The sequence below is a fragment of the Pseudomonas sp. SCT genome (assembly GCF_003864275.1).
Taxonomy (GTDB): Bacteria; Pseudomonadota; Gammaproteobacteria; order Pseudomonadales; family Pseudomonadaceae; genus Stutzerimonas; species Stutzerimonas stutzeri_AE.
In genome coordinates this window covers 1-17,427 of record NZ_BDJA01000009.1, presented here as the reverse complement: position 1 = coordinate 17,427, position 17,427 = coordinate 1, and the positions used below count along the sequence as shown (strand labels likewise).

The 17,427-nt window shown below is 61.0% G+C and carries 13 protein-coding genes and 1 pseudogene; 11 read left to right on the top strand and 3 right to left on the bottom strand.

Annotated elements, in window-relative coordinates:
- The first annotated feature begins 71 nt into the window (after positions 1-71).
- Positions 72-1,994: a transglycosylase SLT domain-containing protein gene (locus BHD08_RS19410; protein ID WP_125024404.1), complete on the top strand. Its 1,923-nt coding sequence runs from the start codon at positions 72-74 to the stop codon at positions 1,992-1,994.
- Between the two features lie 90 nt (positions 1,995-2,084).
- Here BHD08_RS19410 and BHD08_RS19405 read toward each other — a convergent pair whose 3' ends face one another.
- The 3 genes from BHD08_RS19405 to yegS form a co-directional block, all read right to left on the bottom strand.
- A complete protein-coding gene (locus BHD08_RS19405) occupies positions 2,085-2,885 on the bottom strand; it encodes an MOSC domain-containing protein (RefSeq protein WP_125024402.1) in 801 nt (266 codons plus the stop codon).
- Positions 2,886-2,965: 80 nt separating this feature from the next.
- Positions 2,966-3,898, bottom strand: coding sequence for a chemotaxis protein CheV (locus BHD08_RS19400; protein WP_125024400.1), 933 nt, complete (start codon positions 3,896-3,898; stop codon positions 2,966-2,968).
- A gap of 110 nt (positions 3,899-4,008) precedes the next feature.
- Complete coding sequence (gene yegS / locus BHD08_RS19395) at positions 4,009-4,920, bottom strand: lipid kinase YegS (RefSeq protein WP_125024398.1); 912 nt, start codon at positions 4,918-4,920, stop codon at positions 4,009-4,011.
- A 375-nt stretch (positions 4,921-5,295) separates the two neighbouring features.
- On the opposite strand from yegS, the gene BHD08_RS19390 reads away from it, so the two are divergent.
- From BHD08_RS19390 to BHD08_RS19345, 10 genes and pseudogenes are all read left to right on the top strand, one after another.
- Positions 5,296-6,723 (top strand): undecaprenyl-phosphate glucose phosphotransferase, encoded by a 1,428-nt coding sequence (locus tag BHD08_RS19390; RefSeq protein ID WP_125024396.1) that lies wholly within the window; start codon positions 5,296-5,298, stop codon positions 6,721-6,723.
- 157 nt (positions 6,724-6,880) lie between these two features.
- Positions 6,881-7,318 (top strand): low molecular weight protein-tyrosine-phosphatase, encoded by a 438-nt coding sequence (locus tag BHD08_RS19385; protein ID WP_014820788.1) that lies wholly within the window; start codon positions 6,881-6,883, stop codon positions 7,316-7,318.
- 13 nt (positions 7,319-7,331) lie between these two features.
- Positions 7,332-9,548, top strand: a complete 2,217-nt coding sequence (locus tag BHD08_RS19380) for a polysaccharide biosynthesis tyrosine autokinase (protein ID WP_125024394.1) — start codon at positions 7,332-7,334, stop codon at positions 9,546-9,548.
- Positions 9,549-9,679: 131 nt separating this feature from the next.
- On the top strand, positions 9,680-10,759 hold the full coding sequence (locus tag BHD08_RS19375) for a glycoside hydrolase family 5 protein (RefSeq protein WP_015276682.1): 1,080 nt from the start codon (positions 9,680-9,682) through the stop codon (positions 10,757-10,759).
- Between the two features lie 19 nt (positions 10,760-10,778).
- Positions 10,779-11,966, top strand: a complete 1,188-nt coding sequence (locus tag BHD08_RS19370) for a polysaccharide pyruvyl transferase family protein (protein ID WP_015276681.1) — start codon at positions 10,779-10,781, stop codon at positions 11,964-11,966.
- 2 nt (positions 11,967-11,968) lie between these two features.
- On the top strand, positions 11,969-13,201 hold the full coding sequence (locus BHD08_RS19365; RefSeq protein WP_125024392.1) for an oligosaccharide flippase family protein: 1,233 nt from the start codon (positions 11,969-11,971) through the stop codon (positions 13,199-13,201).
- Positions 13,202-13,265: 64 nt separating this feature from the next.
- Positions 13,266-14,516: a Coenzyme F420 hydrogenase/dehydrogenase, beta subunit C-terminal domain gene (locus BHD08_RS19360; protein ID WP_125024390.1), complete on the top strand. Its 1,251-nt coding sequence runs from the start codon at positions 13,266-13,268 to the stop codon at positions 14,514-14,516.
- Between the two features lie 44 nt (positions 14,517-14,560).
- On the top strand, positions 14,561-15,814 hold the full coding sequence (locus BHD08_RS19355; protein ID WP_125024388.1) for a hypothetical protein: 1,254 nt from the start codon (positions 14,561-14,563) through the stop codon (positions 15,812-15,814).
- On the top strand, positions 15,774-16,649 hold the full coding sequence (locus tag BHD08_RS19350) for a glycosyltransferase family 2 protein (protein ID WP_125024386.1): 876 nt from the start codon (positions 15,774-15,776) through the stop codon (positions 16,647-16,649). Before BHD08_RS19355 ends, BHD08_RS19350 begins: the two co-directional genes overlap by 41 nt.
- A pseudogene (locus BHD08_RS19345) lies at positions 16,642-17,316 on the top strand (WecB/TagA/CpsF family glycosyltransferase); the annotation flags it as partial. The gene BHD08_RS19350 and the pseudogene BHD08_RS19345, both read left to right, overlap by 8 nt.
- Positions 17,317-17,427: the final 111 nt, after the last annotated feature.

Genomic DNA, 17,427 nt, shown 5'->3' with positions numbered 1-17,427 from the left:
GGCCGTTTCGTGGGTCGCCCCGGCACACACGCAGCCTGTCACCTCAACGCCCCCCGTTTTACGGATGTACCATGCGCGGCCGACTCTCCTGTTTGTGTTTCTGCCTGTTTGTTTCAGCCATCGGCCTGGATGCGTCCGCCGCCAGCCTCAGTCAACAACGCCAGTACTACGACGAGGCCAAACAGGCCCTCGCCAAGGGCGACAGCGGGCCGTACCGCCGCTATCAGAGCGCGCTGCGTGACTATCCACTGGAGCCATACCTTGCCTACGACGAACTGACTCATCGGCTGAAGTCCGCGAGCAACCAGGAAGTCGAGAAATTCCTCGCCGAGCACGGCGATCTGCCACAGATCAGCTGGATGAAGCTGCGCTGGCTGCGCCTGCTGGCCGTGCGCGGCGATTGGCAGACCTTTACCCGTTATTACGACCCGAAGATGAACTTCACCGAGCTGGACTGCCTGTTCGCTCAGTATCAGTTGCGCAACGGCCTTCCGGGCGCCGACGCCGCGACCGAGCGACTGTGGCTGGTCGGCAAGTCGCAGCACAATTCCTGCGACCCGCTGTTCGAGCTCTGGGAAGCCAAGGGTCTCTTGACCGAAGACCGGCGCTGGAAGCGCACCAAGCTGGCCGTGGAGAGCGGCAACTACGGGGTTGCCAGCTTCCTGGTGAAGCGCCTGCCGACGCTGCAGAGCCAGGGTCAGCTGATGATCGATGTCGCCCAGAAACCTCAGATGCTTCGCCAGCCTGAGCGCTTCTCGCCGACCAGCCCGGCGATGGCCGACGTCGTTTCGATCGGCCTGCGGCGCCTCGCGCGCCAGGACCCCGAGCAGGCATTGAGTCTGCTCGATGGTTACGCACGCCGTTTCGCCTTTTCGCCCGAGGAAAAGGTCGCCATTGCCCGGCAGATCGGGCTGACCCTGGCCAAGCGCTTCGATGCACGTGCGCTCAAGGTAATGGCCGAATACGATCCCGAGCTACGCGACAACACCGTCACCGAATGGCGCACCCGTCTGCTGCTGCGCCAGGGCCAGTGGAATGAAGCCTACAAGCTGACGCAGCGCTTTCCGGATGAGCTGGCCAAAACCAACCGCTGGCGCTACTGGCAAGCGCGCAGCCTGCAACTGGCCAAGCCGGAGAGCAAGCAGGCCGCCCTGCTCTATCAGCCGGTGGCCGAGGAGCGGGATTTCTACGGCTTTCTGTCGGCCGACCGCATCCAGGCACCATACAAGCTGAACCATCAGCCACTGGCACTCGATCCGAAGGTCGTGCAGAAGGTGCGCAATACCGCCGGTATTCGCCGCGCGCTGGAGTTCCACGACCGCGGGCAGATCGTCGATGGCCGCCGCGAGTGGTATCACGTCAGCCGGCTGTTCAGCCGCGACGAGATGGTCGCGCAGGCGCGCATCGCCTATGAGAAGGAATGGTACTTCCCGGCCATCCGCACCATCAGCCAGGCGCAATATTGGGACGACCTCGATATCCGCTTCCCCATGGCGCATCGCAATGCGCTGGTCCAGGCCTCACGGGCGCGCGAGATCCATCCCAGCTGGGCGTTCGCAGTGACCCGCCAGGAAAGTGCGTTCATGGCCGACGCCCGCTCGCACGTCGGTGCCACCGGCCTGATGCAGCTGATGCCTGCCACCGCCAAGGAAACCGCCAAGCGCTTCAACATCCCGCTGGCCTCACCGCAGCAGGTGCTCAACCCGACCACCAATATCCAGCTGGGTACCGCTTATCTCAGCCAGATCTACGGACAGTTCAATGGCAACCGCGTGCTTGCCTCGGCCGCTTACAACGCCGGCCCCGGTCGCGTCCGTCAATGGCTGCGCAATGCCGAGCATCTGTCGTTCGATGTGTGGGTGGAAAACATTCCGTTCGACGAGACCCGCCAGTACGTGCAGAACGTGCTGACCTATTCGGTCATCTACGGGCAGAAGCTGAACTCACCGCAACCGCTGGTCGAATGGCACGAGCGCTACTTCGAATCGCAATAGAGGGCACAACCGGTCGACTCGCCGCTCTACCCGCTACTCGCTGCCATGACGATGGCCGGCCCGCGCCTGCCATCGTCATGCCTGCCTTGATCAGTCGAGCACTTCCACCGGCGCCCCCACAGCCAGTTCGCCGATGCCCTCGGCAATCAGGTTCTGCCCGAAGAAAACCCCACCCGGCCCTTTGCGATACGACAGCAGTGTGTTCAGCGGCTCGCGATCCGGCTCGCGCTCTGCTGTGAATGGGTCGAGTGTGGGGATGACGCAGCGGGAACAGGGCTTGACCACACGAAAGGTCAGCTGGTCGATACGGATACGCTTCCAGCTATCCTCCGCGTAAGGCTCCGCGCCGCTGACGACCAGATTCGGGCGAAAGCGCAGCATATCCAGTGGACGCCCGACTCGACGGATCAGGTCATCCAGCGATGCCTGGCCAATCAGCAGAAACGGGAATCCGTCGCTGAAGGCCGTGCGCTCGCCGAGTCGCGCGTAGTCGATATCGACCTGAATTCCATCGTCCAGCGGCAGGTGTACCAGCCGACAGGCTTGGCCAAGAAAGCTGCTCAGCCACGTGGCCGCCGCTTCGCCGGCATCCGGCACAACGGCATTCGAACTCCAGATCTGCACGCAGCGCATCTCGCGGGCATCGGGTACCGGCACCAGCAATTCCTGCATGTCTGGCGCAGTCAGGCGCAAGGCATTCTGGCCCTGCCAGCGTGCCTGCAGCAGTGCCATCCGCGGCGCCACACGCTGGGTGAGGAAACGCCCGGTGCCGGCTGCAACCACCATCCAGCGTCGATCGCCAACCAGGCCAAGCGCATCACTGGCGCAATGCTGCAGCGATTCACCAGCGCCGGACTTGAGCGGAAAACGATAGAGCGATGAGAGATGCATGCCGCGCCTCCTCGATGGGACAGCGCAGCAGCATAGCAGGCGCCGGCCGCTCTATTCAGCAGCCGGCGTAGAGGGATGGATCAGTCCTGATCGTCGAGTTTCAGGCGATCCTGAATCACATCGACGAGCTTCTCCGGCTGGAACTTGGAGAGGAAGTTGTCGCAGCCGACCTTCTGCACCATTGCCAGATTGAAGCTGCCCGACAGCGAGGTGTGCAGCACCACATAGAGATCGCGCAACCGCGGGTCGTGACGAATCTCGGTAGTCAGTCGATAACCATCCATCTCCGGCATTTCCGCATCGGTGAAAACCATCAGCAGCTTGTCGGTCAGCACCTCGCCGGCATCAGCCCAGGCCTTGAGCATGTTCAGGCCCTTCAGTCCATCGCTCGCGGTGTGGATCTTCAGACCGAGCTGGCTGAGGGTCTCGCGCAGCTGCGACAGCGCAACGCTGGAGTCATCCACGCAGAGCACTTCTCGTCCACGGGCGCGCTCGAGGATCGGATCGGCCAGGCGCTCGGCAGAAATGCTGGTGTCGTAAGGCACGATTTCCGCGAGCACCTTCTCCACGTCGATCACCTCGACCAGTTCGTCGTCCACCTTGGTGATCGACGTCAGGTAATGCTGGCGTCCTGCCGTGGTGGGTGGCGGCATGACCGCTTCCCAGTTGAGGTTGACGATGCGATCCACACCGCCGACCAGGAACGCCTGCACGGTGCGGTTGTACTCGGTAACGATGATGGTGCTGCGCTCATCGGGCACCAGCGGCCGCAAGCCGATGGCTCTGGAAAGATCGACCACCGGCAGGGTCTGGCCACGCAGATTGACCACGCCGCAGACCGAGCTATGGCGGTGGGGCATGAGCGTCATTTTCGGCAGCTGGACGACTTCCTGAACCTTGAAGACGTTGATGGCGAACTTCTGCCGTCCGCCGAGCCGGAACATGAGAATCTCCAGGCGATTCTGCCCCACGAGACGGGTGCGTTGATCGACTGAATCGAGAATGCCGGCCATTTCCAGGCTCCTTGGGAAAACGTGGTGATAGGAGTATCGGCCGCATCGCCCATCGCTTTATGCATCGCCGGGGCTTTTTTTCACAATCGGACGCCCGGTCGGAGCCTTTCCTAAGGCGCCGAGGAAGCCGGACCCAGCAACGGGCTGTCGGCTGGCAAGTGCAGGCGCAACGCCCCGGCACGCACATCGAAGCGCAGATGTGCGGCCGTGGAGGGCTCGCCATCCAGATTGATGTCGATGGCGCTGGGTGCCTCGACCTCCAGCCAGGGTACCCGGGCACTGACCGACACCGCGTCGACGCCTAGCAGACCGCCACTTAGCAGTGTGCCCAGTGTGCCGACCGCATCGGCAGGCGCCGGCACGATACACACATCCAGCAGCCCGTCATCGATCTTCGCCTGCGGGCAAAGCAGCTGTCCGCCGCCAGCCTGTCTACCGTTACCGATGCCCAGCGCAAGAAACTCGCCCTCCCAGTCGAACCCCGGCCCAGTGAACCGGCCGCGAGCCGAATGGATCTCGGCGAAGCGAGTCAGACCGGTCAGCAGATAGGCACCGCCACCCAGGACTCGCTTGAGATCTTCCGACGTGCTGGCCGTGACTTTGGAGCCGAAACCACCGGTCGCCATATTGACGAACGGCTGGCCATTCATTTCGCCAACATCGACCCAGCGGGCAGGCTCATCTAACAGACCAAGCGCCTCGAACGGGTCCAGCGGTATCCCAGCAGCCTTGGCGAAATCGTTGGCACTGCCCAGCGGCATCAAGGCGAGGCTCGCCTGCGCATGCGCCTGAAGCATCGCTTCGGCCACTTCACGCAAGGTGCCATCTCCGCCGCCAGCGACCAGCTTGGAATAACCGGCATCCAGCGCTTCGGCGACCAAGCGTTGCGCATCGCCTGGCTCCCACGTGACTCGTACCGCCAGGTCCCATCCATAGTCACGCTGCTGTCGCACCGCCTCACGCACCTCATCGTTCAGGGCCTGTTTCCCGTGCAATATCAGCAGCGCCTTGGCATCGCTCATGGCCGTTCCCTTCTCTCGATTCACGTCGCTGCATACGACCCAGCCCGAGGGCGGAAGTTGTGGCAGACAAGCGCGGCGGGATTAATCCAAATCTTCGATCAATGCTGCCGCTGGTCACTACGGCGTCGCTGATTAGCCCACCGAGATCGAGCAAGGTCTTGCTCAAAGACGTTTGAAAACAGCTATTTGCGCGCTTTTCGAGGATTAGCTCATTTTTTTGGCAGCCCGCTGACTACCACTGAACTCATCCCGAGAGGCACGGTCGGAGCAGGAGTCCCGATCACGGTTGCGATGGCGGCCTGCTATCAATCCCCCGCGTACCGCGGCGATTAATTCGAGATTTGAGCCAGCTTTGAGCTGAGGATGGAGCCTTGTATGCGCGTACAGTCAGTTGGAACCCTTGAATATGCTCACCCGAGTTTCGTCGATTACTTCCTCGCCAGCATTCGCCTGATACACGGCCTTACGGCCATCCTGCCGGGACTGCTGCTGTTGGCCTTCATGGACCTGCCCACCGGCGGCACATTCAGTGCCTTCCTGGGCTTCTTCGCGGTCCTCAGCATCATCATTTTCCAGACCGCTGGCATCTACAGCGAGGAAGTATTCAGCACCCTGCTGCGTTTCCGCGTGATGCTCATCGCCTGGGCTGCAGCCTTCAGCTTCCTGATCTTCATGCATCAGGGCATGGGCCTTTTCGGCTATCTGGAGGCCAAGCACCTGGCGTTCTGGTTCTTCACCAGTGCCGCGCTGTTCGGCGCAGAGCGCCTGGCGATGCTGGCCCTGTTCCGCCGGCTCATGGCGCGCGGCATGTTTCTGCAGAACGCGGTCATCCTCGGCGGCACCGACAACGGTGTACGCGTTGCCGAATACCTGCAGAACCATCGCGACATCCGTACCGGCGTGCTCGGCTTTATCGATGACCGCCTCGAGCGTCTGCCGAAAGAACTGGCCAACCTGCCTCTGCTCGGCAACACCCGCGACCTGGAGCGGATGATCCGCGACGAAAAGGTCACCCAGGTTCTGGTCGCCCTGCCCTGGTTCGCCGACAGCCGGATCGGCCAGGTAATCGCCGAACTGCGCAAGCTTCCGGTGAACGTTCTGCTGGTGCCGGACATGGTTGCCTTCCGCCACGCCGACAAGCGCATCACCGAAATCGGCGGTCTGCCTACCCTCATCGCTTCGGATCTGCCGCTGCGCGGCTGGTCGCCGATGTTCAAGCGCCTGGAAGACATCGTCATCTCCAGCATCGCCCTGCTCGCCGCGGCCCCGGTCATGCTGGCGATCGCCCTCGCGATCAAGCTCGACTCGCCCGGCCCGGTGCTCTTCAAGCAGAAGCGCTACGGCTATAACAACCGCCTGATCGAAGTCTTCAAGTTCCGCTCGATGTACCACGAGAAGTCCGACGCCAACGCCGATCGGCAGACCACCCGTGGCGACGATCGCATCACCCGTGTTGGCCGCTTCATCCGCAAGACCAGTCTCGATGAACTGCCGCAGCTGTTGAACGTCTTCCTCGGCAGCATGTCCATGGTCGGTCCTCGTCCTCATGCCACCGCCACGAAAGCAGCGGGCGTGCTGTTCGAAGATGCCGTGGCGGAATACTCCTCCCGCCATCGGGTCAAGCCAGGCATTACCGGCTGGGCGCAGATCAACGGCTATCGGGGTGAGACCGACACCTTGGAAAAGATCGAGAAACGCGTCGAGTTCGACCTCGACTACATCGAGCGTTGGTCGGTCTGGTTCGACCTCTACATCCTTGTCCGTACCCCGCCAGCACTGATCTTCAACAAGGACGTGTACTGATCGACGCACGCTTCGCGTGCCGCCGAAAAGACTCGAAAAAGCCACGCCGCATTAAGGCGTGGCAGGAAGGAACTAATGACTCTCCCAAAAATCTCACATTCGTTCACCCCGGGCCGCACCCCGGCGGCTGCGAACCAGCGGCCACGAGGTTGAATCCATGTTCAAGAACATCTTGATCGTCTGTGTCGGAAACATCTGTCGAAGCCCCACGGCCGAAGCGTTGTTCGCACACAGGCTAAGCGGCCAGGACCTGACGATCAGCTCGGCAGGGATTGGTGCATTAGTAGGTAACCCGATGGACAAGACCGCCCACGAAGTATTGCAGGACAACGGGCTGGAGCTTCCGGCCCACTGCGCGCGCCAGGTCGACAGCCACATGTTGCACCAGGCCGACCTGATCCTGGCGATGGAGCATAGCCACATTCAGCACATTCGCCAGATCGCACCCGAGGTGCATGGCAAAACGTTTCTTATCGGCAAATGGCAGGACGAACTGGAAATTCCGGATCCGTACCGCCAGTCCAAACCCGCTTTTGAACATGTCCACAATCTCCTGACGAAATCCGTCGAGAGCTGGCTTCCTTACCTGAAATGAAGAAGGAACTTCGATGACAACCATGCCCCGCCCAATCTATGAAACCAAAGAGGACAAGGACATCGACCTGGCCCACCTCTTTGACACCTTCATAAACAATCGCGTGCTGATCATGAGCATCACCGGGTTCTTCGCGGCCCTTGGGATCGCTTATGCCCTGCTTGCAACGCCGGTCTACCTTGCCAGCGCGATGATCCAGATCGAGCCCAAGAGCGGCCTGCCGAGCTTGACCGATGTGGTCAACACCAACCCACCGGTATCCCCGGCACAAACCGAGATCGCGCTGCTGAAGTCGCGCTCGGTCGTTGGCGGCGCGGTAAGTAAACTGAACCTCGACATCAACATTACTCCCCACCACTTCCCGATCATCGGCGGCTTCATGGCACGCCGGTTCGAGCCGAGCGAAGAAGGCGAGCTGGGCTGGCACCCGGCCGGCCTGGGCGGCTACGCCTGGGGTGGCGAGACCCTGAAGGTCACCCAGCTGGAAGTACCGGACAAGGTGCACGGCAAGGAGCTGACTCTCGAAGCTGCTGAAAACAACGGCTTCATCCTGCGCGATCAGGACGGCGAAGTCGTTGTGCAGGGCGTAGTCGGCGAGCCGGTTGAGAACGAAGGCTATCGCGTCACCGTGGGTGAGCTGAATGCACGCCCCGGCACTACGTTCACCGTGGTGAAGAACCGCACCTATAACACCACCGAAAGCTTCCAGCAGCGCCTGTCTGCGGCCGAGCGCGGCAAGCAGTCGGGCATCGTCAACGTGACGCTCGAAGACACCGATCCGGCCCATGCGATCCGCGTGCTGGAAGAAGTGGCCAATCTGTATGTCGAGCAGAACATCGCCCGCAACGCCGCTGAAGCGACCCAGAGCCTGGAGTTCCTTAACGAGCAGATCCCGGCCGTACGCCGCAATCTCGAAGCGGCACAGACGGCACTGAACAAGTATCAGACCGGTTCGCGCTCGGTCGACATCACCGCGGAAACGCAGTCGGTGCTCGATCGCATCGTTGACATGGAACGTCAGATCTCCGAGCAGAACCTCAAGCGCACCGAGATGGAACGCCGCTTCACCCGTCAGCACCCGAACTTCCAGGCGCTGATGAATCAGATCAACCAACTGCAGATGCAGAAGGAAGAGCTGGAGAAGCAGATCGGCACCCTGCCGTCGACCCAGCAGGAACTGCTGCGTCTGACCCGTGACGTGGAAGTTTCCTCGGAAACCTACTCCATGCTGCTGAACAAGACGCAGGAGCTGGACATCATCCGTGCCGGCACCGTCGGTAACGTTCGCATCATCGACCATGCCGCAGCGGATCTGGAAAATCCGGTCAAGCCGAACAAGCCGCTGGTAGTGATCGTCGCCACCCTGCTGGGCGCCCTGCTCGCCACGGCCTTCGTCTATGTGCGTGAAGCACTCAAGCGCGGCGTCGAGAACCCGGAAGACATCGAGCGCACCGGCACCCCGGTATACGCCTCGATTCCGTTCACCGAGAAGCAGTCTGCGCTGGAGAAACGCCTGGCCAACTTCAAGCGTGACAAGAGCACCGCTTCCTACCTGCTGACCATCAACGACCCGGCCGACCTCGCCACCGAAGCCATGCGCAGCCTGCGTACCAGCCTGCACTTCGCGATGATCGAGGCCAAGAACAACGTGCTGATGATTACCGGCCCAAGCCCGGCGGTGGGCAAGTCGTTCGTCACCACCAACCTGGCTGCTGTGGTCGCACAATCCGGCAAGCGTGTACTGCTGATCGACGCTGACATGCGCAAGGGCTACCTGCACAAGGTCATGCGTTGTGATGGCGACAAGGGGCTGTCCGACATCCTCTCCGGCCGCATCACGCTGTTCGATGCCATCCAGAAGACTCAGCTGAACAACCTGCACGTGATCACCCACGGGCAGCTGCCGCCGAACCCGTCGGAACTGCTGATGCACGAGAACTTCTCGCGCTTCGTCAAAGAAATCAGCCATATGTACGACCTGGTGATCTTCGATACCCCGCCGATCCTGGCGGTTACCGATGCGGCGCTGGTCGGCAGCCAGGCAGGTACCACGCTGATGGTCACCCGCTACGGTCTGAACGGCTTGAAGGAAATCGAAGCGGCCAAGCGTCGCCTCGAGCAGAACGGCCTGCTGGTCAAGGGCGTGATCTTCAACGCAGTCGTGCGCAAAGCCTCCACCTACGGCGAGTACGGCTACTACCAGTACGAATACGCCAGCAACTCCAAATAAAGGTGATCCGCAAGGGCGACGGGAAACCGTCGCCATGCCGGGCACTGCATTCATCTTTTTTCTATAGCTGCCTAATAACTGACTCTGCGCGAGCCAGTGAATATTTTTTTGCCTGAAGATAGGTGTTAGCGATGACCAGACACCCTGACCGGACAGCCCTGCGCTCGACTCGCCTGGCCGTGGCACTGGTTGCAGCGCTGGCCACAGCCGGCTTGGGCGCGACCGAATGGCCAAGCGACGATAAAGGCCTCGCCCTGCACGGGGTCAATCTCTCTGGCGCCGGCTTCGCTCCGCACATCACGCCTGGGAAGAACGGGACTCACTACTTCTACCCAGAAAAGAAACACTTCAAGTACTACGCCGATCAAGGCATTCGCCTGATTCGCTTCCCGTTCATCTGGGAGCGTGTTCAGCATTCGCTCGACGCCGGATTGAACTTCGACCAGATACGGTTGTTGAAGAAGACCCTGGATTTGGCCGCGCAGAACGGCCAGAAGGTCATTCTGGACATGCACAACTATGGTCGTTACCACGGCGAACTCATCGGTTCGAGCAAAGTGCCTTACGAGGCCTATGCATCGGTGTGGCGTCAGCTGGCGCAACACTTCAAGGGCCATCGCGGCCTGCTCGGCTACGACATCATGAATGAGCCGCACGGTACGGTCGGCCTCTGGCCGGGCGCCGCCCAGGCGGCCGTCGACGCCATCCGCGAAGTCGACGATCAGACGTTGATCTTCATCGAAGGCGAGCGCTGGTCGAGTGCCTATCACTGGCCGCAGGTGAACGCCAACTTCCTGATCAACGACCCCGCCGACCGGATCGTCTACGAGGCGCACCTGTACTTCGACAAGGACTTTTCCGGCAAGTACATGGCGAAGACCAGTAACGATATTGACCCGATGCTTGGGGTAGAACGGGCTCGTCCCTTCATTGAATGGCTGAAGAAACACGGACAGAAGGGTTTTCTCGGCGAGTACGGCATCCCGGACGACCTACCCGAGGCAGCAGTCGCCATGGACAACCTGCTCGCCTACCTCAACGACAACTGCGTACCCAGTGCCTATTGGGCCGGCGGCCCGGGCTGGGGCACCTACAAGCTTGCGATAGAGCCGCGTAACGGCAAGGACCGTCCGCAGATGGAGCTCATGCGCAAACATCTGGCGAACGACTGCACCGCCATCGGCCCTACCCCTGCGCAGAACGCTGACTGATTCTGGAGTGAAATCGAACATGAAATTCGGATTGCTGTGGCATTCGTTCTCATCCGGCAACCTCGGGGTTGGCGCATTGAGTATTTCCAACATGCTGCTGATCGACGAGGCGGCTCGCAAGTGCGGCATCACGCCGGAGTTCCTCATCATCGGCTCATCCGGCCCGTGCGATTACCCGCCGTCCACCGAGCGTTTCAAGTACGAATTCATCGAATTCAACGAGAAGGCGCTGCTGAAGAACCCCCACGGCCTGTACCAGGCGATCAGCTCCTGCGACGCAGTATTCGATATCGGCGAAGGCGATAGTTTCTCCGACATCTATGGTGCGAAACGCCTGATCAAGCTGCTGGTCAGCAAGGGCATGGCCCTCGGCGGCCGCGTACCACTGATTCTCTCGCCGCAGACCATCGGCCCGTTCAAGGCCGACTGGGCTACCAAGACATCGGCATGGGCGATGAAAAAGAGCACCATGGTCTTCGCCCGTGACCACCAGTCGTTCGACGTGCTCAAGCAACTCGGCATCGTCAACCGCGACGAGGTCATCGACGTCGCCTTCGCCCTGCCCTTCGACCGTCAGAGCGAACATCGCGACCCGAACAAGCTTGCCGTTGGCCTCAGCGTATCGGCACTGCTGCACCACGGCGGTTACGAAGGCACCGCCAACCAGTTCGGCCTGCGTGCCGACTACAAGGCACTCACCGATCGCCTGATCCGCACCCTGCTCGAGCGCGGCCACGAAGTGCATCTGGTGCCACACGTGATCCCGATCGGTTTCCCTGCCGAAGATGACTACACCGTGTCCCAGCAGCTGCAGCAGCAGTATCCGGAGCTCAAGCTGGCGCCGCGCTTCAAAGGCCCGATCGAAGCCAAGTCGTATATCAGCGGCATGGATTTCTTCGTCGGTGCACGCATGCACGCCACCATCGGCGCCTTCTCCGCCGGCGTACCGGTCGTGCCGCTGGCCTACAGCCGCAAGTTCGCCGGTCTCTATCAGTCGCTCGACTATCACCGCGTGGTCGACCTCAAGACCGAGGATACCGAGAGCGCACTGGAGCTGGTTCTGGCGCACCTGGACAACCGTGAACAGCTAAAAGCCGAGGTCGCCGCCAGTGGCGCGATCATCCGTCGCAAGCTGGACGCCTACAGTGCTGGGCTGGAGCAGATCCTCGCCACACTGCACCAGCCCCAGGCCGCGTATCAGAGATAATCATGCGCGATCACGCCCTGATGGGGGTTACCACGGCGGCTCGTACCGCCGTGCAGCTCGGCACCCTGCTGATCCTCGCCCGCACGCTGGGGCCGAGCGATTTCGGCTTCATTTCGATCGTTATCACCTGGTCGACCATCGTCGCCCTGGTGACCGACTACGGCTTCGGCATGCGTGCGCTGCGCGACATCGGTGCCGAGCGCCATCGGGCCGGCGAGATCATGTCGGCCAGCCTGGCGGCGAAGTCGGTATTGGTGCTGCCGGCCTGCATCGTGCTGCTGCCGATCATCCTGTTCGTCCTCGACCTGCACACCACCGAGCGCTTCGCTGCGGTGCTGTTCCTGCTCGGCACCCTGGCTTCGTCTTACGGCGATCTGGGGCTGACGGTGTTCCGCAGCATCGGCCAGTTCCACCGCGAAACGAAGATCGTGGCGGCAACTGCGCTGGTGCATTTCGTGCTCATCGGCGCGGCGATCCTGCTGCGCAACGACGTGCTGGCCATTGGCGTGGCGTTTCTGCTGTCGCGACTGATCTACGCAACATTCGCCCTTCGTGCGCTGTCGAAGATCCTCGCACTGGGCGGCATTCTGCGCAGCTCCTGGCAGGTATTGGCGGAGCGCTTCAAATCCTCCACCAGTTTCGCCATCGACAGTGGTGCGACCAATATCTTCGCCCAGCTCGACGTCATTCTGGTCAACCACCTCGCCGGCCGCGAAGCGGCGGGCATCTACTTCGCCGGCTCACGCCTGATTCAGGGTGCGGTGCCGTTCAGCGTGCTGCTGGCCAGCGTGCATATTCCGCGTTTCGCCTACCAACTGCACAACAAGACGGCCGGCCTGATCCGCTACGGCGCGCGCATCCTCGGCGAATACACCGGCATGGGCCTGATCTTCGCCCTGGCGTTCTTCTTCATCGGCCCACTGTTCACCGACTACTTCCTCGGCGCCGAGTACGCGGAGCTGAACACCCTGTGGCTGGCCTTCGCCTGCTTTACCGCGGCGCGCTTCATTGCCGCCGGCCTGGGCGTGCAGTTGCTGGCCATGGGCACGGGCTTTCTGCGCACCTTCGGCATCATCGCCTCGGGCGTGATCACGGTGGCCTGTTACTGGATTTTCATCCCGTCGCACGGGATACAGGCGGCGCCCTGGGTGTCCACTCTGGGCATGGTCGTCCTGACGTTTATCTACGGTTATGCGGTGCTCAACATCTATCGCAAGCAGCGCCAGCCCGCATGACCGCGCTCGTTAAATACTGCCAGTCGCGCCTTGCGCACGGCTGGCCGCTCAAGGGAAGGCAGGTATGAAAGCTTTATTGAATCGCGTGCTGAACAACGACCTCTGCAGCGGCTGCGGCATGTGCAGCTCGGTAGCCGATGACGACGCCATCAAGATTCGGCTGACCGGCGACGGTTATCACCGCCCGGTACTGAACGATCAGTACCAGAACAAGCCGGTCGCCAACGAGCAGACCAGCGCAGCATTCGCCAAGTCATGCCCGGCGCTGAACCTGGATATCCGCCCTTACAAATCGGCCAACTACCACCCGATCTGGGGCGAGATCCTCGACACCATGAAGGGCTACGCGACTGACAATGAAATCCGCCAGGCTGGCTCATCCGGCGGCGTGATCTCGGCGCTGGCGCAGTACTGCCTGGAAAACCGGCTGGTCGACGGCGTGATCCAGATTCAGGCCTCGCAGACCGATCCGCTGGAGAACGTCGCGACCATCAGCCGTTCGCGGCAGAACATCATCGCCTCCTCCGGCTCACGCTATGCACCGGCCAGCCCCGGCGAAGCATTGAAGTGGGTAGCCATGTCCACCGAGAAGTACCTGTTCATCGGCAAGCCGTGCGACGTCGCCGCGGTACGCCAGATGCAACAGCACAACCCGCGGCTGAAGGAGAACATTCCCTACATCGTCTCCTTCATGTGCGCCGGCACGCCGAGCCTGCAGGGCACCGAACAGGTACTGGACAAACTCGAGGTCGAGCGCAGCGACGTCACCGCCTTCCGCTACCGCGGCGACGGCTGGCCCGGGCTGACCAAGGCGACGCTGAAGAACGGCGATGAACGCACCATGACCTACAACGACTCGTGGGGAAAGGTGCTCAACCGCCATCTGCAGACCCGCTGCAAGATCTGCCCGGACGGCATCGGTGAGTTCGCCGATATCGTCTGCGCCGATGGCTGGGAAGGCGATGAAAAAGGCTATCCCTCCTTCGAGGAGCGCGAAGGCAACTCGCTGATTCTGGTACGCACCGCAAAAGGCCGCGAACTTTTTCGCAACGCGGAGGCCGATGGCGTTGTCAAAGCGGAAGCTTTCGATACGAACAGCATCTTCGCCATCCAGCCGTTCCAGTACTACCGCCGCACGACGATCCTGCCGCGGTTGTGGGCGATGAAGCTGCTACTGCTCAAAACCCCTTCGTACAAAGGCTTCGAGCTAGGCAAAGGGATCAAGGAGATCGGGTTCTATCAGAGCTTCAAGGCGTTCACCGGCTTGCTGGTGCGACGCAAGAAGATCAAGAAGCGGGCGCTGGAGACGGCTTGAACAGCCGTAGCGCTCAAGGAACCAATACCTAAGGACTCAGGTTGATGACGAATTTCAGTTCACGCTTCTTCTTTTTTCCGCTGCTGATCCTGGCGATGGTGCTGCACTTCTCCGTGTTCGGTGACAGTCCGCACAACCCCTACGGCATCAAAGGACTGAACGAGGTGTACCTCGCGGTCTGCATCATCTTCACCATTCTGCTGCTGCTCGCATCCGCGGAAGACGCACCGCGTGAATTTCGCATCCTGATGTACTACTGCGCGTACACCAGCGTGGTGTTCCTGGTGATGCCGTCGTTATTCGCGTACTTCACCTATGGGCAACCGATCGTATTCGGTCTCATCGAAGAGCGTCGCGTACTGGCCTGCCTCGGTTTCGCGCCGCTGCTGTTTCTCGGCAAACGGGTCGGGACCCTGCAGTTCGAACGCGCGCTGCTCTATGCAGCCTTGATCGCGGCATTCTTCTCCTGGTGCTTCAAGTTTGGCGTCATCCCCGATATGCGGCCGGAAGTCCGTTCCGATGACCGTCCGGATCGCTCCTCCATCGGCCCGTATCTGATCTGCCTGGCTTACTTCTACTGCATCCAGATCTGGTCGAAGGGCGCATCGCCTATCAGCGGTGCGGCACGCAGCAAGACGCTCTATCTGGTGATCGCCGCAGTGCTGCTGCTGACCCTGGTGTTCGCTACCCAGACCCGTCAGTTGATCGTTCTGTGCCTGGCCTTCACCCTGTTCTGCCTGCGCGCCAAGGCGATTATCTGGGCGGCATCGCTGTCGATTCTGCTGTCGCCGTTCTATTTCTATCCCAGCCTGCTGGAAGTTCTAGGCTTCAATACCGAGTTCTACGACAGCACGTTCGAAGGCGTGGAAGACGGCGCTCGCTCGGTCACCATTTCTTTGATCTTCGCCCATCTGGATCAGGTCAACTGGCTGCCCAGCGGATCGCTGTCGCTGATGTGGCAGGACGGCTTCATCCCCTACTTCGGTGAGCATTTCTTCCTGTCCGATGTCGGAATCATCGGCACGCTGTTCCGCTTCGGCTTCCTCACGTTCCTCATCATCCCGATGACGCTGTTCGTCTACCACCGAATCGCCAAAAACATCGCCACCGACATGACCTTCATCTACGCCACGATGCTCGCTTTCTTCGTCATCTGGCCACTCAACGGGCTATTCGAGTACGGCCAGCCGGTCATCGCAATGCTGTTCGTCATTCACGCCCTCAGGGCCCGTCACCTTCGCAGCCAGGAAACCATCCATGAACGTCGCGCTTATCCTCAACTACAAGGCAGCTACTGAAACCATCAGTTGCGTTGAGAGCCTGCTCGCTCATTGCCCGGCTCTCAACCATGTGGTGGTCATCGACAACGACTCCCAGGACGGCTCCGTCGTGGCATTCAAGCAATGGCTGGAGGCCAAGCCTCGCCACAACGTGACGCTGCTCGCCAACCCGGAGAACAACGGTTACGCCGGCGGCAACAACTACGGCCTGCGTTGGGCGCTGGACAACCTGCCAGTGACCAATTTCTGGATCGTCAACAACGACACCTATGTCGATAGCGATGCCTTTACGCCGCTGCTCGATGCGCTGAAAGAGAACGACCGCCAGTTCGTCGGCTCGGTCATCCTCAGCGCCGACACCGGGCGCCTGGAATGCTACGGCGGCGGCAAGCTCTACCCGCTGCTGGGCAAAGCCAAGCTGCTGGGCAAGGACCAGACCCTAGAGGCCATGGCGCAGAACAGCGAGCAACCCGATTACCTGATGGGTTGCAGCCTGGCCTTCTCGGCCAAGCTGGTCGAGCGCATCGGCCTGATGGACGAGGCGTACTTCATGTACTCCGAGGAAGTCGACTGGCAGTTCCAGGCGAAGAAGAAGGGCATCTCGATCCGCGTCGTACCCAGCAGCAGGCTCTTCCACTACGGCTCGCTCAGCTCGGGTGGTCGTTCGGCCTTCTACCACTACTACCGCAACCGCGCGGCAACCCGTTTCAACAAGCGCTTCTACGGCCAGGGCTTCGCGTTCGCGTCGGCCTGCTTCCTGTCGGCGATCACCGTCATCAAGGAGTTCAACCATCCCAGCCTCGCCTGGTCCGGCGTAAAAGGCGCTTTCAAGGGAGTAACGATGAGTGTCTAACGAGACTAACCACGCGTTCGGTGTGAATTTCTACACCGGCAGCAAAGCGACGTTGCTGAACTGCATTCGCGAGGGGGTCAAGCAGCCCTACTCGTTCGTGGTGACACCCAATGTCGACCACCTCGCGCAGCTGCAGGAAAACCCTGCGCTGCGTGAAGCCTATGCCAAGGCACGCCTGCGCCTGTGCGACAGCCGAATTCTGCAGCCGCTGCTGCAACGCTTGGGTGTGCATGTAGAAGAGGTGATCCCGGGCAGCGATTTGACGATGGACCTGCTGGAGTGGGCCGACCGGGATCGCCTGCGGGTGGTCCTGATCGGTGCTACCGAACAGGAATGCATCAAGCTCCGAGCGCTCTATCCCGGTATTACGCTTTATCACCACAACCCGCCGATGGGCTTTATCAATCGCCCGGACGAAGTTCAGCAGGCACTGCAGTTCATCAGGGATAACCCGTCCGAGCTAGTGCTCTATGCAGTTGGCGCGCCCCGCCAGGAAATACTCGCCAGTTCTATCGAAAGTCATGAACGAACCGGCATGGGCTTCTGCATCGGTGCATCCATTTCGTTCGCCACCGGCAGTATCAAACGTGCACCGGTCTGGATGCAGAACTGCAAACTCGAATGGCTGCATCGTATGTGCTCCGAGCCTAAGGAAACTCTGAAAAAGACTTTCTGATTTGGCAAAATACCGCGACCCCACCCACCGAGTTTCCCGATGAAGCAGATGACCTTCGCCGACGCCGAGTACGCTGGCAAGCGCAAGCAAACCCGCAAGGAG

What these genes read in the sequence shown, in the direction of transcription:
- BHD08_RS19410 (WP_125024404.1), top strand. Translation starts at nt 72, where the DNA reads ATGCGCGGCCGACTCTCCTGTTTGTGTTTCTGCCTGTTTGTTTCAGCC.
- BHD08_RS19405 (WP_125024402.1), bottom strand. Translation starts at nt 2,885, where the DNA reads ATGCATCTCTCATCGCTCTATCGTTTTCCGCTCAAGTCCGGCGCTGGT.
- BHD08_RS19400 (WP_125024400.1), bottom strand. Translation starts at nt 3,898, where the DNA reads ATGGCCGGCATTCTCGATTCAGTCGATCAACGCACCCGTCTCGTGGGG.
- yegS (WP_125024398.1), bottom strand. Translation starts at nt 4,920, where the DNA reads ATGAGCGATGCCAAGGCGCTGCTGATATTGCACGGGAAACAGGCCCTG.
- BHD08_RS19390 (WP_125024396.1), top strand. Translation starts at nt 5,296, where the DNA reads ATGCGCGTACAGTCAGTTGGAACCCTTGAATATGCTCACCCGAGTTTC.
- BHD08_RS19385 (WP_014820788.1), top strand. Translation starts at nt 6,881, where the DNA reads ATGTTCAAGAACATCTTGATCGTCTGTGTCGGAAACATCTGTCGAAGC.
- BHD08_RS19380 (WP_125024394.1), top strand. Translation starts at nt 7,332, where the DNA reads ATGACAACCATGCCCCGCCCAATCTATGAAACCAAAGAGGACAAGGAC.
- BHD08_RS19375 (WP_015276682.1), top strand. Translation starts at nt 9,680, where the DNA reads ATGACCAGACACCCTGACCGGACAGCCCTGCGCTCGACTCGCCTGGCC.
- BHD08_RS19370 (WP_015276681.1), top strand. Translation starts at nt 10,779, where the DNA reads ATGAAATTCGGATTGCTGTGGCATTCGTTCTCATCCGGCAACCTCGGG.
- BHD08_RS19365 (WP_125024392.1), top strand. Translation starts at nt 11,969, where the DNA reads ATGCGCGATCACGCCCTGATGGGGGTTACCACGGCGGCTCGTACCGCC.
- BHD08_RS19360 (WP_125024390.1), top strand. Translation starts at nt 13,266, where the DNA reads ATGAAAGCTTTATTGAATCGCGTGCTGAACAACGACCTCTGCAGCGGC.
- BHD08_RS19355 (WP_125024388.1), top strand. Translation starts at nt 14,561, where the DNA reads ATGACGAATTTCAGTTCACGCTTCTTCTTTTTTCCGCTGCTGATCCTG.
- BHD08_RS19350 (WP_125024386.1), top strand. Translation starts at nt 15,774, where the DNA reads ATGAACGTCGCGCTTATCCTCAACTACAAGGCAGCTACTGAAACCATC.